At 63.5% G+C, this 15,222-nt stretch carries 13 protein-coding genes; 7 read left to right on the top strand and 6 right to left on the bottom strand.

What is annotated here, in order from left to right:
* The first annotated feature begins 2 nt into the window (after positions 1–2).
* From RTH74_RS16905 to RTH74_RS16875, 7 genes are all read left to right on the top strand, one after another.
* On the top strand, positions 3–1,250 hold the full coding sequence (locus RTH74_RS16905; protein WP_316915410.1) for a CheR family methyltransferase: 1,248 nt from the start codon (positions 3–5) through the stop codon (positions 1,248–1,250).
* On the top strand, positions 1,243–1,926 hold the full coding sequence (locus RTH74_RS16900; protein WP_316915409.1) for a chemotaxis protein CheW: 684 nt from the start codon (positions 1,243–1,245) through the stop codon (positions 1,924–1,926). Before RTH74_RS16905 ends, RTH74_RS16900 begins: the two co-directional genes overlap by 8 nt.
* Positions 1,923–4,187 carry a hybrid sensor histidine kinase/response regulator gene (locus tag RTH74_RS16895; protein WP_316915408.1) on the top strand — a complete coding sequence of 755 codons (2,265 nt, stop codon included), beginning with the start codon at positions 1,923–1,925 and terminating at the stop codon, positions 4,185–4,187. The genes RTH74_RS16900 and RTH74_RS16895 overlap by 4 nt, the downstream gene beginning before the upstream one ends.
* Complete coding sequence (locus RTH74_RS16890; RefSeq protein WP_316915407.1) at positions 4,184–5,188, top strand: chemotaxis response regulator protein-glutamate methylesterase; 1,005 nt, start codon at positions 4,184–4,186, stop codon at positions 5,186–5,188. The genes RTH74_RS16895 and RTH74_RS16890 overlap by 4 nt, the downstream gene beginning before the upstream one ends.
* A 61-nt stretch (positions 5,189–5,249) precedes the next feature.
* The gene (locus RTH74_RS16885; RefSeq protein WP_316915406.1) at positions 5,250–6,272 is read left to right on the top strand and encodes a PleD family two-component system response regulator; all 1,023 of its coding nucleotides are present in this window, start codon (positions 5,250–5,252) and stop codon (positions 6,270–6,272) included.
* Between the two features lie 209 nt (positions 6,273–6,481).
* On the top strand, positions 6,482–6,922 hold the full coding sequence (gene aroQ, locus RTH74_RS16880) for a type II 3-dehydroquinate dehydratase (RefSeq protein ID WP_179543930.1): 441 nt from the start codon (positions 6,482–6,484) through the stop codon (positions 6,920–6,922).
* A gap of 4 nt (positions 6,923–6,926) precedes the next feature.
* Positions 6,927–7,781 (top strand): shikimate dehydrogenase, encoded by an 855-nt coding sequence (locus tag RTH74_RS16875; protein ID WP_316915405.1) that lies wholly within the window; start codon positions 6,927–6,929, stop codon positions 7,779–7,781.
* Between the two features lie 61 nt (positions 7,782–7,842).
* On the opposite strand, the gene RTH74_RS16870 is transcribed toward RTH74_RS16875, so the two are convergent.
* The 6 genes from RTH74_RS16870 to RTH74_RS16845 form a co-directional block, all read right to left on the bottom strand.
* Positions 7,843–8,514: a TetR/AcrR family transcriptional regulator gene (locus tag RTH74_RS16870; protein ID WP_099526330.1), complete on the bottom strand. Its 672-nt coding sequence runs from the start codon at positions 8,512–8,514 to the stop codon at positions 7,843–7,845.
* Positions 8,515–8,612: 98 nt separating this feature from the next.
* Complete coding sequence (gene quiC, locus RTH74_RS16865; RefSeq protein WP_316915404.1) at positions 8,613–10,520, bottom strand: 3-dehydroshikimate dehydratase QuiC; 1,908 nt, start codon at positions 10,518–10,520, stop codon at positions 8,613–8,615.
* Positions 10,521–10,708: 188 nt separating this feature from the next.
* Positions 10,709–11,596 (bottom strand): DMT family transporter, encoded by an 888-nt coding sequence (locus RTH74_RS16860; protein ID WP_316915403.1) that lies wholly within the window; start codon positions 11,594–11,596, stop codon positions 10,709–10,711.
* A 127-nt stretch (positions 11,597–11,723) separates the two neighbouring features.
* Entirely contained in the window at positions 11,724–12,539 is an 816-nt protein-coding gene (locus RTH74_RS16855; protein WP_316915402.1) for a sugar phosphate isomerase/epimerase, read from the bottom strand.
* 156 nt (positions 12,540–12,695) lie between these two features.
* A complete protein-coding gene (locus tag RTH74_RS16850) occupies positions 12,696–13,745 on the bottom strand; it encodes a Gfo/Idh/MocA family oxidoreductase (protein ID WP_316915401.1) in 1,050 nt (349 codons plus the stop codon).
* Between the two features lie 280 nt (positions 13,746–14,025).
* On the bottom strand, positions 14,026–14,802 hold the full coding sequence (locus RTH74_RS16845; protein ID WP_316915400.1) for an IclR family transcriptional regulator: 777 nt from the start codon (positions 14,800–14,802) through the stop codon (positions 14,026–14,028).
* Positions 14,803–15,222 lie beyond the last annotated feature (420 nt).

The raw sequence follows: 15,222 nt of genomic DNA, 5'->3' as shown, positions 1-15,222 counted from the left end.
GCATGATCGAGCATATCGAGCGCCTGCTGAAAAGCCGTATTGGCCTGGAAGCCGAATCGGTCGGCCGCACGGTGATCGAACGCGCCGTGCGCCAACGCATGAGCGCCCTCGGCCAGCAGAACCTGGAAGGCTACTGGACCACCCTCGGCGGATCGACACGCGAACAGCAGGCGCTGGTGGAAGCAGTGGTAGTGCCGGAAACCTGGTTCTTCCGCTACCCGGAGTCGTTCAATGCGCTGGCCAGCCTGGCTCAGGAGCGTCATGCCCAGCTGCACGGCGGCCGGCCGCTGCGCCTGATCAGCCTGCCCAGCTCCAGCGGTGAAGAGCCCTACTCCATCGCCATGACTCTGCTCGATGCCGGTTTTTCCGCCGAGCAGTTCCAGATCGATGCGCTGGACGTCAGCGACAAGGTGCTGGAGCAGGCACGCAGGGGCTTGTACGGGCGTAACTCGTTCCGCGGCGATGCCCTGACCTTTCGTGATCGTTTCTTTCACGAGCAGGACGCCGGAAGTTTTCTCCTCGACGAGCGGGTGCGCACGTGCGTCAGGCTGCGCACCGGTAACCTGCTCGACCCCAGCCTGTTCGCTGGCGAGCCCTGCTACGACTTCATCTTCTGCCGCAACCTGCTGATCTACTTCGACCGCCCAACCCAGGTGCGCGTGCTGGAGCTGCTCAAGCGCCAACTGCAAGAAGGCGGCACGCTGTTCATCGGCCCAGCCGAGGCCAGCCTGGCCAGCCAGAACGGCTTGCAGGCGCTGGGCCGGCAGCAGACCTTCGCCTTTCGCCTGGCCCCGGCCCAGACGCCCATCAGCGCAGCACCACGAGCGCCTGCCCCGCGTACGCGCCCGGCGGTGGTTACGGTGCCGCGCCCTGTCCCGCCAAGCCGACCACGACTGCTGGGCAGAACACTCAGCGCAGCGGTGCCGGCAACGATCGTAACGGATACCTGGGCCGACGTGGCCAGCCTGGCCAACGCCGGCCGCACCGACGAGGCGCGCCGGCGCACTGAGCAGCACTTGCAGCAGAACGGCCCCAGCGCCACAGCCTATTACTGGCTGGGCCTGCTCTGCGACGCGGCAGGCCAGGACGATCAGGCCTGCGCCTACTACCGTAAGGCGATCTATCTCGAACCACAGCACCGCGAGGCGCTCACTCATCTGGCCGCACACCTGGAAGCGCAAGGCGACCCGGCAGGAGCCCAGCGCCTGTATCGACGTGCGCAGAACCCCGAGGTAGGCGAAGGTGATTGATCAGGACCTGCTGTACAGCCAACCCGCCGTCGACGACTGCTGGAATCGCATCGGCGTATTCGGCGACAAGAGTTGCCCACAGTTGGAGCGGCATATCCATTGCCGCAACTGTGAAGTCTACGGCGCGGCGGCCATCGCCCTGCTCGACCGCTACGGCAGCACGCTGGAGCGTGACGATGACGACTACGGCCAGGGCGAAACCCAGGAGGCACAGGGCGAACAGCGCTCACTGCTGATCTTCCGCCTTGGCGAGCAATGGCTGGCCATCGCCACGCGCTGCCTGGCCGAGGTCATGCCGGTGTCGCCGATTCACGTGCTGCCGCACCGCAACAGCCGTGGCCTGCTGGGTGTGACCAACGTGCGCGGCACCCTGGTCGCCTGCCTGTCGCTGGCCGAACTGCTCGACCTCGACACGCCACAGGATGCGCGCCGCAGCGAGCGCCGGGTGATTCCGCGCATGCTGATTCTGGAGAGCGGCAGCGGCCCGCTGGTGACACCGGTGGATGAAGTCAGCGGCATCCAGCGCATTCCCGTGGCGCGCATCAGCAGCACCAAACACGACGATAAGCGCGCCATCAGCCGTTTCACCGCCGGTGTCCTGCAATGGCAGGAACAAAGCATTACCCTGCTCGATGACGAACAGTTGCTGCAAACCATGATCGGGAGCCTCGCGTGACACCGGACCAGATGAGGGATGCATCGCTGCTCGACCTGTTCCGGCTGGAAGCCGAGGCGCAGAAGCAGGTGCTCGATACCGGCCTGCTGATTCTCGAGCGCGACCCGACCAACGCCAGCCAGCTGGAAGCCTGCATGCGCGCCGCGCACTCGCTCAAGGGCGCAGCGCGCATCGTCGGCCTGGACCATGGCGTGCAGGTCGCCCACGCCATGGAGGACTTGCTGGTCGCCGCCCAGGAAGGCCTGCTGCGCCTGCTGCCCGACCACATCGACGCCCTGCTGCAAGGTTCCGACCTGCTCCTGCGCATCGGCCAGGCGCAACAGGACGCCGAGCTGGAAGCACGTGTGGAAACCGTCACCACACGCCTGCAGGTGCTGCTTGGCAACGCCGTACCGGCATTGCGCGTGCAACCAGGTGAAAGCGCCGCGTTTGTCGCCGAAGTCAAACCGGCCAGCCTGCCGGAAACGCCCACGACAACCGCTGCCCCCCCCGCCGAGCCAGTGGCCGACGAACGCATCAGCCGCGTATTGCGGGTGTCGGCCGAACGCTTCGATCACCTGATCGACCTCTCCGGTAAATCGCTGGTGGAATTCCAGCGCACCAAGCCGCTGAACGATTCGCTGCATCGCCTCAAGCGCCAGCAGGAGTCGGCACGACGTACCCTGGAGAGCCTGCGCGAGCACCTGCTCGGCACGGACCTGGACGCCTCCGCCCAGGCGCTGTTCGCCGAGAGCCGCAACCTGCTGATCGAATGCCAACAACAGCTGCAAGCCCATCAGGAACTGTTCGACGACTTCGTCTGGTACGGCGGGCAACGCACGCAGCAACTCTACGACCTGGCCCTGGCTTCGCGCATGCGCCCCTTCGCCGACGTGCTCACCGGGCAGACACGCATGCTGCGTGACCTGGGCCGCTCGCTGGGGAAGCAGGTGCGCCTGGAAATCGAGGGAGAAAACACCCAGGTCGACCGCGACGTACTGGAGCGCCTGGAAGCCCCCCTGACGCACCTGCTGCGCAACGCTGTCGATCACGGCATCGAGCCGCCGGCGCTACGCGCTCGCAAGGGCAAGCCGGAAGAAGGTGTGGTGCAACTACGCGCGCGTCATCACGCCGGCATGCTGGTGCTGGAGGTCAGCGACGACGGCGCCGGCATCGACCTCGAGCGCGTTGCCCAGGCGGTGGTCAAACGCCGTTTCGCCACCGCCGAGCAGGTCGAGCAGATGACCGAGGAAGAGCTGCTGGCCTTCCTCTTCCTGCCCGGTTTCAGCATGAGCCAGCAGGTCACCGAAGTCTCCGGTCGCGGTGTCGGCCTCGACGTGGTGCAACACGAGATTCGCCGCATGCGCGGCAACGTGCGGCTGCTGCAGAACCCTGATCAGGGCTGTCTGTTCCACCTCGAACTGCCATTGACGCTCTCGGTGGTGCGCGCCCTGGTAGTGACCATCGGCGGCGAGGCCTATGCCTTCCCACTGGCGCAGATCGAACGCATGCTGCGCCTGCCACGCAGCGCCATCGTCCAGCTCGAGGGGCGCCAGCACTTCTGGCTGGAGGACGAGCACGTCGGCCTGATCTCCGCCGCACAGCTGCTGCAATGCAATGAGAAACAGGGCGATGATGACAGCATCCCCATCGTGCTGATTCGCGACCGCGAGCAATACCACGGTCTGGCGGTCGAAGCCTTCCTCGGCGAGTTCACCCTGGTGCTGATGCCCCTCGATGGACGCCTGGGCAAGGTGCGCGACGTCGCGGCCGGCGCACTGCTGCACGACGGCACCCCGGTGCTGATCCTCGACGTCGACGACCTGCTCAACTCGGTGAGTAAATTGCTTGGCACCGGTCACCTGGAGCGTGTCGACCATGCCAGCCATGCGCGCCAGGCTGTCAGCAAGCGCGTGCTGGTGGTAGATGACTCACTCACCGTGCGCGAACTGGAGCGCAAACTGCTGCTCAGCCGCGGTTATCAGGTATCGGTCGCCGTCGACGGCATGGATGGCTGGAACGCCCTGCGTGCCGAGACCTTCGACCTGCTGATCACCGATATCGACATGCCGCGCATGGACGGTATCGAGCTGGTCACCCTGGTGCGCCAGGACCCACGCCTGCGCTCGCTGCCGGTGATGGTGGTGTCGTACAAGGATCGCGAGGAAGATCGCCGCCGCGGCCTGGAGGCCGGCGCCGATTATTACCTGGCCAAGGCCAGCTTCCATGACGAAGCACTACTGGACGCCGTACAAACCCTGATCGGTGAGGCCCGCGAATGAGGATCGCCATTGCCAACGACATGCCCCTGGCGGTAGAAGCCCTACGCCGTGCGCTGGCGGCAGAACCCGAGTACCAATTGATCTGGGTCGCCAGCAACGGCGAGGAAGCGGTCAGCCGCTGCCGCGACGACCTGCCCGACCTGCTGCTGATGGACATGCTCATGCCCGGCATGGACGGCGTGGAGGCAACCCGGCGGATCATGCACGACACACCCTGCGCCATTCTCATCGTCACCTCGGATGTCGAGCGCAACATGTCGCGGGTGTTCGACGCCATGGGCGCCGGTGCGCTGGATGTGGTTGCCGCGCCGTCGCTTGGCCCACAACAGGTGCTCGATGCCGCGACCGTGCGGCGCAAGATCCACAACATCGCCTGGATGATCGGCCACAAGACCTCACGTTCGGTCAAACCGACGCCCGTGCGCAACGCCGACAACCGCGGCAAGCGCCTGGTAGCCATCGGTGCATCGGCGGGGGGTCCGGCTTCTCTGGTGGAGCTGCTGCGGCAGATCCCGGCGGATTTTCCGGCCAGCATCGTGCTGGTGCAGCATGTCGATGAAGTCTTCGCGGCCGGCATGGCCCAGTGGCTTGGCAGCGAGTCACACATACCCGTGCGCCTGGCTCAGGAGGGAGAGGTGTTGCAACCGGCGACCGTGCTACTGGCCGGCACCAACAACCACCTGTACCTGGCGCCGGAGGGGCGCCTGGTCTATCGACGTGAACCTGCCGATCAGGTCTACCGGCCCTCTATCGATGTATTCTTCGAAAGTGTGGCCACCTACTGGCGAGGTGAGGCTATCGGCGTGCTGCTGACGGGCATGGGCCGCGATGGTGCCAGGGGCCTGAAGCTGATGCGTGAACGCGGCTTTCATACCATCGCCCAGGACCAGGCCAGCAGCGCCGTCTACGGCATGCCCAAGGCCGCCGTGGCACTGGGTGCCGCAGCAGAAGTGCTAGCCCTGGACAGAATTCCCACGCGCCTGATCGAGCGCCTGGGCTAAAAACGCCAACCGCGGCCAAAGCAGCCGCGTAACCTACGAAAACAAAGGCGGAGACGCGCTTATGCAACGGCCTCAAGGTAACTCCAACCATCATCACGGTTTGCCCGACTATTCGATGATGGTGCTGCTTGTCGACGACCAGGCCATGATCGGCGAAGCCGTGCGACGCGCCCTGAGTGAAGAGAGCGATATCGACTTCCACTTCTGCTCCGACCCGCACCAGGCGCTGAGCGTGGCTCAGCAGATCAAGCCGACGGTGATCCTGCAGGACCTGATCATGCCCGGTGTCGACGGCCTCGAGCTACTCGCCCAATACCGCGCGGCGCCCGGCCTGCGCGATGTGCCGATCATCGTGCTGTCGACCAAGAAAGACCCCAAGGTCAAGAGCGCCGCCTTCACCGCCGGTGCCAACGATTATCTGGTCAAGCTGCCGGATGTGATCGAACTGCTCGCGCGCATTCGCTACCACTCGCGTTCCTACCTGACCATGCTGCAGCGCGACGAAGCCTACCGTGCCCTGCGCGAAAGCCAGCAGCAGTTGCTCGACACCAATCTGGTGCTGCAGCGCCTGATCAAGTCCGACGGCCTCACCGGCCTGGCCAACCGCCGTTACTTCGACGAATACCTGGAGATCGAGTGGAGCCGCGCCCTGCGCGATCAGAGCGAACTGTCGCTGCTGATGATCGACGTCGACTACTTCAAGGCCTACAACGACCAGCACGGCCACGTCGCTGGCGATGAAGTATTGCGCCGCGTTGGTGAGTCGCTGCGCGGCAGCTGCACACGCGCCACCGACCTGGCGGCTCGCTACGGTGGCGAGGAATTCGCGGTGATCATGCCCGGCACTGCAGCCGGCGGTGCGCGCCTGCAGGCAGAAAAGATCCGCCGCGCAGTGGAAGCGATGAATATCCCTCACGATATACCCAAGCCCGGCTCGCCAATCAGCGTGAGCATCGGGATTGGCACCGTCAGGCCCTCCCCCGAGCGTGACCCACTGAGCCTGGTGATCAAAGCCGATGAAGGCCTGTACCTGGCCAAGCACAGCGGCCGCAATCAGGTGGCGCAGGCAGGCGAAAACCACTGAGCTCGCTCGACGGGCGGTAATCGCCCACTTTCCTGGCCCTCTTCGGCTCTGCCGAGATTCCTCGTAACCCGCGCATCTACTGATGCCTGCCGCCCCATCCAGGGGCAGCAGGCATTTTTTGCGTGCCCGTTTGGCCGTCACTGAATTGACTGAATTAACCAGTTAGTACATTTTTCTCGTAGTCACGTCACAACAACAAGAGACACCCCATGACGCCCTGCATTCTTGTACTCAATGGCCCCAATCTGAACCTGCTTGGAACCCGCGAACCGGCCACCTATGGCCATGAAACCCTCGCTGACATTTCCCAGCTTTGCGCCGATACCGCCGCCGAACACGGTTTGAAGATCGAGTTTCGCCAGACCAACCACGAGGGCGAGCTGCTCGACTGGATTCATGCCGCACGTGGGCGCTGCGCCGGCATTCTGATCAATCCGGCAGCCTGGACCCATACCTCGGTGGCGATTCGCGATGCGCTGGTGGCCAGCGAACTGCCGGTGATCGAAGTGCACCTGTCCAACGTGCACAAGCGCGAGCCGTTCCGCCATCACTCGTTCGTCTCGCCGATCGCCGTCGGTGTCATCTGTGGGCTCGGCAGCCAGGGTTATCGGCTCGGCCTGCAGTACTTCGCTCAATCGCTCAAGGGGTAAGGTCATGTCTAGCGTCAACAGCGGCATTCTCGCCGGTCTCATCGGCAAAGGTATTCAGGCCTCCCGCACGCCAGCCATGCACGAGCGCGAAGGCGATGCACAGGGGTTGCGCTACCTCTATCGTTTGATCGACCTCGACCAATTGGGCCTCGACCTCGATGCGCTGCCTAGCCTGCTCGATGCGGCGCAGCACATGGGCTTTACCGGCCTCAACATCACCTTCCCGGCCAAGCAGGCGATCATCCCACTGCTCGACGAGCTATCGAGCGAGGCGCGTGGCATTGGCGCGGTGAACACCGTGGTGCTCAAGGACGGCAAGCGTGTCGGCCACAACACCGACTGTCTGGGCTTCGCCGAAGGCTTGCGCCGTGGCCTGCCCAACGTGGCCCGCCGTCGCGTAGTACAGATGGGCGCGGGCGGCGCAGGTGCAGCCGTGGCTCATGCCCTGCTCGCCGAAGGCGTCGAACGCCTGTGCATTTTCGAGGTGGAGCCAGGCCGCGCCCAGGCTCTGGCGGACAACCTCAACGCTCACTTTGGCAGCGAGCGCGCCATCGCAGGTAACGACCTGGCAGGCGAAGTCGCGGCTGCCGATGGCCTGGTCAATACCACGCCTGTGGGCATGGCCAAGCTACCAGGCACACCGCTGCCGGTGGAGCTGCTGCACGCCGAGTTGTGGGTCGCCGAGATCATCTACTTCCCGCTGGAAACCGAACTGCTGCGCCACGCCCGCGCCCTGGGCTGCCGCACGCTGGATGGCGGCACCATGGCGGTGTTCCAGGCGGTCAAGGCGTTCGAACTGTTCAGCGGCCGCCCGGCCGATGCCGAACGCATGCAGGCACACTTCGCCAGTTTCAGCTGAGCCCCATGCAAAGAGGCCCTGGTCGCGCACAGCGCGGCCAGGGCCTCTTTTTTGTTCCGTCCTAGCCCTGGATGTAGCGCAGCACCGCCTCGCAGATCATTGCCTTGTGGCGTTGCTTGACCTGTTCGTCAGGCAGATCGATCTGGAAGATCTCGCCAAAGGTATGCCGGTTCGATACACGGTAAAAACAGAACGAGCTCATCAGCAGGTGTACGTCCAACACATCGATGCCTGGGCGGAACACGCCCTCTTCCTCGCCGCGGCGCAGGGTCTTGCCGAGGGTATCGAGCACCACGTTGCTCATTTGGCGAATGACCGGCGACTGCTTGACGTATTCGCCGTAGTGGATGTTCTCGATGCTGACGATGCGCACGAAGTCGACGTTGCGGTCATGGTGATCGAAGGTGAATTCCACCAGCCGACGAATCGCCAGGACCGGTGGCAGGGACGCCAGGTCGAGGCGGCTCTCGGTACCGCGGATGTCGCCGTAGAGTTTGACCAGCACCTCGAGGTAGAGCTGCTCCTTGCTGCCGAAGTAGTAGTAGATCATCCGCTTGGAAGTGGCGGTGCGCTCGGCGATGGCATCCACCCGCGCCCCGGATAGCCCCTGCTGGACGAACTCCGTGATGGCAGCCTGGAGGATGCTCTCACGGGTTTTCTCAGGGTTGTTCTTACGTACCTTGCGCACCACCTCGGTCGGTGGCGGGGTCAGGTTGGCAACGGCTTCTGTCATACGGCAATGGTCTTTTTTATAGGTATTGGTGTACGGATTATGGCAGGCCGCACAGACGCTGGGCAGCGGCGCCCCTAAGGGTCACCGTCAGACCAGAATCAAAGCCTCGGTTTCTTCACCGCACCGCTGCGCGTCTTGGCCATGGCCGCCAGGCGTACCGCGACGTTGGCCGCGCCATAACCTACATAACCGCCCTTGCGCTGAATGATCTCGAAGAAGAAGCGCTCCTCGAACGGCTCGGTGTAGACATGAAACAGCTCGCCGCCCTGAGCATCACGATCATAGAGCACGTTGTAGTAAGCCAGCTCGCTCAGGAATTCGTCATCGAAATCGAAGCGCGCGGCCAGGTCGTCATAGTAGTTCAGCGGGATTTCCAGCAGCGGCACACCCGCTTCCTTGGCCCGCGCCACCTCAGCGAAGATGTCCTCGCAGGAGAACGCGATGTGGTGCACACCGGAGCCCTGGTAGCTGGACAGCGCATGGGCAATGGCCGTGTTGCGGTTCTCCGAGATGTTCAGCGGCAGGCGAATCGAGCTGCAGCGACTGCGAATCGCGCGGCTTTTCACCAGGCCGTAGGGGTCGGGCAGGACCACTTCGTCGTCCGCCTCGAAGTCCAGCAGGCTCTTGTAGAACAGCACCCAGCTGTCCAGCGAATCGGCCGGCAATGCCAGGGCCATGTGGTCGATACGTTGCAGGCTGCCCGTGGCCATGGCGGCCGGGTTCAGGCTGAAGTCGGTGTCATAGATGGTCTGGCCTTCACCAGCCTGCTCCACCAGATAAATCAGGCTGCCATCCGGAGCGCGTACGGCCGGCACCTCGCGCTCGTTCGGGCCGACTAGGCCACGATAGGGCTGGCCGCGATAATCGCAGGCACGCTGCAGCGCATCGGTACCATCTTTGACCCGCAATGCCGTGGCGCACAATGAAGGGCCATGGGACGCGAAGAAGTTGTGCGCGAAAGAATAAGGCTCGGCGTTGAGCACGATGTTGATATCGCCCTGACGCAGCAGGCTGACATCCTTGGAGCGGTGCTGACCAGCGTGAGCGAAGCCCAGACGCTCCAGCCAACCGGCCAGGCGTGCACCCACCGCCTCATCGACGGCGAACTCGAGGAACTCGATGCCAGCGTAGGGATGGGCCGCCGGCGGAGTGAACAGTACGCCCGGCTCGATCTGATGCCCCTCTTTCTCGAGACGCTTGTGGGTCTTTTCCTCGAGGTAGAGCAATGAGCGCAGGCCATCGGCCGCGTTCTGCCGCGGCGGTGCGGCGCGGAAGCCATCGTTGAAGATCTCCAAGGACAGCGGGCCGCGATAACCAGTGCGCAGGATCGGCGCGAGAAAGCCCGCCAGATCGAACTCACCCTGGCCCGGGAAGCAGCGGAAATGGCGGCTCCATTCCAACACGTCCATCGCCAGGATCGGCGCGTCAGCCATTTGCACGAAGAAGATCTTGTCCCCGGGAATCTCGGCGATGGCGCTCGGATCGCCCTTGAGCGACAGGGTATGGAAGCTGTCGAGGATCATTCCGACGGCCGAGTGGTCGGCCTGGCGCACCAGGTTCCACACTTGCTGATAGGTGTTTACGTGACGCCCCCAGGCCAGCGCTTCATAGCCGATACGCAGGCCGCGTGCACCGGCGCGCTCGCCCAGCAGACGCAGGTCATCGACAAGGATTTCTTCGTCGCCAAGCGAATCGGCGGCGACGTTACTGCACACCAGCACCAGGTCGGTGCCCAGTTCCTGCATCAGATCGAACTTGCGCTCGGCACGATCGATGTTGCGCTGCAGACGATCACGGCGGCAGCCTTCGAAGTCGCGAAATGGCTGGAACAGGGTAATGGCGATGCCAAGGTCGGCGCAGCGCTTGCGAATCTCGGTAGGGCTGCCGTCGTAATAGAGGAGGTCGTTCTCGAAGATTTCCACACCGTCGAAACCGGCCGCGGCGATGGCTTCGAGTTTCTCTGGCAGGGTACCGCTGAGGGAAACGGTGGCAATTGAACGCTGCATAGACGGCTCCGGGCTAAGGCGGCGCCGTGGCGGGCAAAGTGAGGGAGGCAAGACGCGCTCATGAGCCCTCACTCGGCCGGTTGGTCGGCGCTCATGGATTGTTCGTAGCCTGGATTATTGGCAGGGGCAGGAATATCGGCAATTCAAAATGAACGAACTGGTTAGTTTTCCGTTCGATTATCGAACAACTATGTTTTTTGACGCCCTCGCCCATTCTGCCAGGCCGCCGCCAGACCACTGAGGCAGATGATGAGAATACCGACCAACGCGGTGCTGTCCGGCTGATGCTGGAACACCAACAAACCCAGCAGCCCGGCGAAGATGATCTGCCCATAGCCGAACGGCGCCAGCATCGCCGGCGCCGCGTAACGGAAGGAATGCGTCAGCAGCAAGTGTGCGGCCATGCCACAGCCCCCCAACGCCAGCATCATCAGCCCATGCGTGACGCTGGGTATATGCCAGAAGAACGGCACCAGCATGCTCATCACCAGGGTGTTGACCAGCCCGGCGAAGAAGTTGCTGGTGGTGGCGCTGTCCACGGTACTCAGGCGCCGAGTCAGTATCTGATAGAGACTGAAGCACAGTGCCGCGCTCAGCGGTAACAACACCGCCGGGGTGAACAGATCGCCACCGGGATGGACGATGATCATCACGCCGACAAAGCCAACGATCACCGCGACCCACTGCCCGCGGCTGACCTTCTCGCCCAGCAGCGGCACCGACAGGGCAGTCACCAGCAAAGGCGCGAGGAAGATCACCGACGTTGCTTCAGCCAACGGCATGAACATCAGGCCCGTGGTGAACAGCAGGCTGACGCTAAGCAGGCTGAGCGCCCGCAATACCTGCAAACCCGGACGCTTGGTGCGCAGAACGCGCAAGCCTGACTGTGGCAGGAAGATGCCGGCCATCAATAGGGTATGCACGACGTAGCGCGCCCAGACGATCAGGACGATCGGATAGAAGCCGGACAGGTACTTGGAAATCGCATCGTGACTGGCGAACAGAAAGGTCGCCAGCACCATCAGCGCAATGCCCTTGAGTGGATGATTGACGCCGGATAGCGGTTTGGAGCTCATGGGGTACTCGGGATGCGGCAAGCCGCGCAACCATAGATAGGTAGCTAACTATACAGACCGCCCTATCCTGCCGCCTATGACCCGCGTGACAGTATTCGACCCGCGGGTGACGGACGGCATCAAGGCGCTACAAGCGCTCCAGCAGGCGCAGGGTCTTGTGCATGGCCATTTGCGCCCGTTCCAGGGCGCTGACGCCCTGTTCGAGCAGCTGACGCGTGGGTATTTCCAGGCTCAGGGCAATACTCGGCGGCAGCGCACGCAGCAGACCGAGCAAGTCGCTGTCGCCATCACCGGGGAAACGCCGTTCGTTGCGCGCCTGGCGCAAGATCTCGTCCATGTCGTCCGGGCGCGGGCCGTTGACGTCGCACAGTTGCGCGTAACGCATGCGTGCGGCCGGTACCTGCGCCAGGTCCGCCAGGCTCGAGCCCGAGCGGTCGAAGTGAAAGGCATCGACCAGAATGCAGCCGTTGGGCCGGTTGGCCGCATCGACGATACGCTTGGCCTGGGTCAGGTCACGCGCGTTGGTCCAGGGCATGAACTCCAAATGCGGGAACAAACCAAATGGCGCGGCCAGGTCACAGACGGCGGCGAAATTGTCGGTCAGACGCGCTTCGTCCGGGTCGTTGCCAGCGATCAGCACCTCTGTAGCGCCAAACTCGGCGCCCACGTCGAAGATGGCCTCGAAGTCGCTGACTCGGGTATCTGGCTTCAGACGCAGAATCTCGATATCCGCAACCTTGATCCCGGTATCGCGCAGGCGCTTGAGCGTCTGCGCGCGTAATCCGGCGTCAGCCATCAACGGGAAGTGATGCTCCTCGGCCGTGGCCGGCACCAGGCGCAGGCCTACATGGCTGTAGCCAGTGCGCGCGGCGATATCGACCATTTCCGGCGGTGAAACTTCGAGGACGGTGAGGGCAGCCAGGGACAGAATACGTTCGCTCATGATGACTCTCGTGTTTAGAGGGTGTTTACAAAGCAGCGAGCGAAGGTCAAGCAAGGCGAAAGCAGTCGAAAAAGCGGAGTGTACGAGTAGTACATGAGCATTTTGAGACTGTTTTCAACGCAGCATGACCGAGCGCAGCAATTTGTAGGCGCCCTCTCAGATGATTTCAGGGTTACAGGCCTGTCCGCTCTCCGCCGCCTGGCGGATGGCCTCGACCAGCGCCAAGGTACGACCGGCATCGGCGGCGCTGATAAGCGGCTGAGCCTGGCCTCGGGCAACTGCGATGAAATGCAGCAACTGACGGCGCAAGGCTTCGCCGGCATCGAAGCCTTCCTGCACCTGCAACAACGGCTGATGCCAGCCGGCACCATCTTCGGCGTAGTGCCAGCGCTTGAGCTGCGGAATGCTCAGGGCGCCCCGCGTACCGGCGAGCAGGTAGCAGGGCTGGTCGGCCTGGCGCGGGTAGACCGGGTTCTCGCCGGAATCCAGCTCCCAGCTCCAGGGCGCGGCAACGGCGTCGGAGCCAGTCAGGCTGCCCAGCGCGCCGCCTTCGAACTGCAGCAGCACCGCCGCGCTGTCCTCGTTGGTGAAGCCGCGCACGCCATTGCTGGTGATGGCTTGCACCTGGCGCACTTCACCACACAGATGGCGCAGCAGGTCGAGGTCATGAATCAGATTGGTCAGCAGCATCCCGGCCGCGGCTTCACGGCGCCAGGCTATGTCGTAGTAGCTGTCGGGCTTTTGCACCTGCCACAACGCGGTCACCGTGGTCAGTCGACCGAGACTGCCCTGCTCGATCAGCTCGCGGGCGCGGGCGATCAATGGATTGTGTCGACGATGATGGCCAACCAGTACCGGCACACCGGAACGCTCGCTGGCAGCGACCAGCTCACGCACCTCGTCCAGATGCACGCCCACCGGTTTCTCCAGGAGGACCGGTACGCCAGCGGCGATGCAATCGAGCGCCGTGCTGACGTGAAGTGCGTTGGGGTTGGCGACGATCACCGCCTCGGGCCGCGCCTGCTCCAGCATCTGCAAGTGATCGGCGAAATACGGCACGCCGCATTCAGCCGCGAAGTCAGCCACTTGCGGGCCTGGGTCGGCGATGGCGCACAGCTGCGCCTCGGCCAGAGCCTGCAGGTGCTGGTGATGCTGACGGCCCATGACACCGGCGCCGATCAGGGCAATACGCAAAGGGGAAGTCACGCGGCGATCCTCTTGTTGTCGTTCTCACGCAGGTGCACCCCATGCATCAGGCGCAGACCTTTTTAATATTTAGAACTCAGTTCCAAAATTTACGCAAGACGAAAATACAGAGGAGCTTTGCGCGGTACGGAAACGTCGTAGGGTGTGCCGTGCGCACCGAAACCGGCAAAGGAATCGGATTCGACAGGCCGTAGCAGCGGCTTCAGCAGCCAATCACCGTGCTTCGCGGCTGAAGCCGCTCCTACAATGACGCGGCCGTGGGCGTGTCGCTTCTAGCCGATCAGGCGAACAACTCGGAGGCAGGGCTGGCAGCGGACAACTCTTCGGCAGCAGCCAGCAGATCTGTCGCCAACTCGTGCATGCGCGCAAGCGGCAAGCGTGCGCTGGGGCCGGCGATGCTGAGCACACCGATCACCCGACCATCACGCGGGTCACGCACCACGGCAGCCAGCGCTGCGGTGCCGATCGACGAACTTTCCATGACCCAGGCATAGCCCTGCTGACGCGCCAGGGTCAGGCGCTGCAGCAACTCCTGTTCGTTGCGTGGCGCGTTGGGGCCGACGTCGGCAAGGTCGGCGATACCCTGCCGCGCCACCAACGCCAACGCTTCTGCATCGTTCATGCTGGCCAGCCAGGCGTGCCCGGATGCGGTGTAGAACAGCGGCGCGTCACGCCCCATGTCAGGGTCGTAGCGCAGGCCGGAACGGGCGCCCTGGCTCTTGGCAATCCAGGTCTGGCGCTCGCCCTCGATCACGCCAAGACGGACCAGCTCGCCGCTGGTTTCGGCCAGGCCATCGAGAATCGGCTGCACCACATCAGCGCCGCTGTTGGTTAGATAGCGAAAGCCCAGCGCCACCAGTTTGGTGGAAAGCCGATAGCGACTGGTGAGCGCATCCTGGCGTACGTAACCCAGGCGAATCAGCTCGGCGAGCATGCGATGCGTGGCGCTCTTGGGAATATCCAGCTCATCGGCCAGCGCCTGCATCTGCACGCCACGGGCGTCGCGAGTGAGGCTTTCGAGAAGGCTGAGCGCGCGTTCGATCTGACTGCCGGCCATGAGAGAGTCCTGGAAAATTTGCGCCGATTCTAAGAGACAAGCGCCCGCCGATGCGAGCCAGACGCACGCCTGCCTCTGGATGCAGGGACGCGGACGCGCGATACTGCCGACGCGACGCGTAATGTACTAACTGGTTCGTTCTTGTTCGGTTATCGAACAGAACCCCGTTTAGCGAATTGAAATGGCCAGCCTGGTCGGCTCACTATTCCTACCACGCCTGAAAACGAAGCGATCTTCTGCCTGGTGCATCACGCTTCGAATGTTTCAGCAGCCAATAAATATAAGAAGGTCAATTGTCATGTCACAGCCTATGCACCTGCGTGCCCCGGCCTCCCATGCCACAGCCAGGGCCACTCCTTGCCCGGCCACCAGCTCGTTGCTCGACGACTGGTCATCCCTATCGACGCTAGCCATGCCCGT

The sequence above is a fragment of the Pseudomonas sp. zfem001 genome (genome assembly GCF_032621725.1).
GTDB classification, from domain to species: Bacteria; Pseudomonadota; Gammaproteobacteria; order Pseudomonadales; family Pseudomonadaceae; genus Aquipseudomonas; species Aquipseudomonas sediminis.
This window is presented reverse-complemented; position numbering and strand designations above follow the sequence as displayed.